The sequence below is a fragment of the Acidovorax sp. LjRoot204 genome, assembly GCF_056175785.1.
The window spans coordinates 1-1,335 of the sequence record NZ_JBGFFF010000345.1; the positions used below are offsets into that span (position 1 = coordinate 1).

Consider the following 1,335-nt stretch of genomic DNA (forward strand, 5'->3'; position numbering starts at 1 on the left):
CGGTAGCACCCAGCTGCCGGCGGAGGGCGAGCCCACACCGGCCGATCAGGTGAATCGATCGAAGCGCAACACTGGCAGGAAGCGAAAACCGCGATGAGCGGTGACCAGCCGGATTGGGGCAACATTCGGCGCGCTGCCGCCGACCCAGCAGCCAAATTCGTTGCGGGATTGAACTTGGTGGTAGACAGCGCGGGGCCGACCGCCACCCTGACTTCAAGCGTGCTTGAGAAATGCGTGCAGCCGGCAAGCCTGCATGTCAAATTGTGGAATCAGGCCTCCCAACACGATTACCACCTCCGACCCACGATGTTCTCAAGGGTATGCGCTCCTGAGTTCTCATGGCTTCCGGTTGCGTTGGCGCGGCGAGCAGCGCGTTACGCCTACTATCTCGACGACAATCTCTGGGAGTACCGCAGGGATAACGCACTGTCAGCCTATTACGCGAACCCCGCCGTACGACAGTCGCTGGCCCTTTTCATCCGCAACGCGACGATTGTCTTGGTCAGTTCGCCTCATCTCGCCAACCATCTGCGCGCCGAGTTCCCGAAGTCGAGAGTTGAGCATGTGCCCGCCTCTTTTGACTTCGACCTGCTGGCTGAGCGAGCGCCACATTCACGACAGGAGACTGCACCTGATCGACCTCTGCGCGTCGGCTATGCGGGCAGTGAGCGCGGTGGAGGGTTCAGCACTGTCGTCTCCGCCATTAAGCGTACGATCCTGAATCGCCCTGGCGCGTTCGAGTTTGAGTTCATAGGCCACATGCCTGAAGAGCTGAAGAACACACCAGGGGTCCGCCATTTCGAAAACATCTCGAACTACCGCCAGTTTCTTGACTTCAAACAGGCGCGAGGATGGGAGCTGGCGTTGGCGCCATTGGAGGACGATGCGTTCTCCAGATCAAAGACCAACAACAAATTTCGCGAGTACGGTGCCCTGGGAATTCCTGGGCTGTACAGCGACGTAGCTCCCTATGCCGACAGCGTCCAACATGCCCTGAGCGGCCTACTCGTCGGCCACGGAGAAGAAGATTGGACTAGCGCCCTCGAGTGGGCTCTCCAGCACCGGAAGACACTTCCCCAGATGGGAGGCCGAGCGAGGGAGCATGTCTGGCGTAAGCATCGTTTGCAGGTGGTCGCGCCACAATGGGCAGCGGTACTGGAGAGCGCCGCGCTTACGCCAACCACCGCCGCGATCAGTGGCTTCGAATGGCGTACGCTCCGCCTGCTCGGAAAGGTCAAGGGACGACTCGCCCGCCGATTCGCGGGTTAACGCCTTTGCTCACGCCGCGCCCTAGTCGAGACGCGGTGCGGAACGCAATGCGTAGAGACCCTGACG

Annotated in this window: 1 protein-coding gene; it reads left to right on the forward strand. The window is 60.7% G+C overall.

All coding sequences use genetic code 11. From position 1 onward, the window contains the following. Positions 1 to 93 precede the first annotated feature (93 nt). Positions 94 to 1,269: a glycosyltransferase family protein gene (locus tag AC04MI_RS25235; RefSeq protein ID WP_435996845.1), complete on the forward strand. Its 1,176-nt coding sequence runs from the start codon at positions 94 to 96 to the stop codon at positions 1,267 to 1,269. Positions 1,270 to 1,335 lie beyond the last annotated feature (66 nt).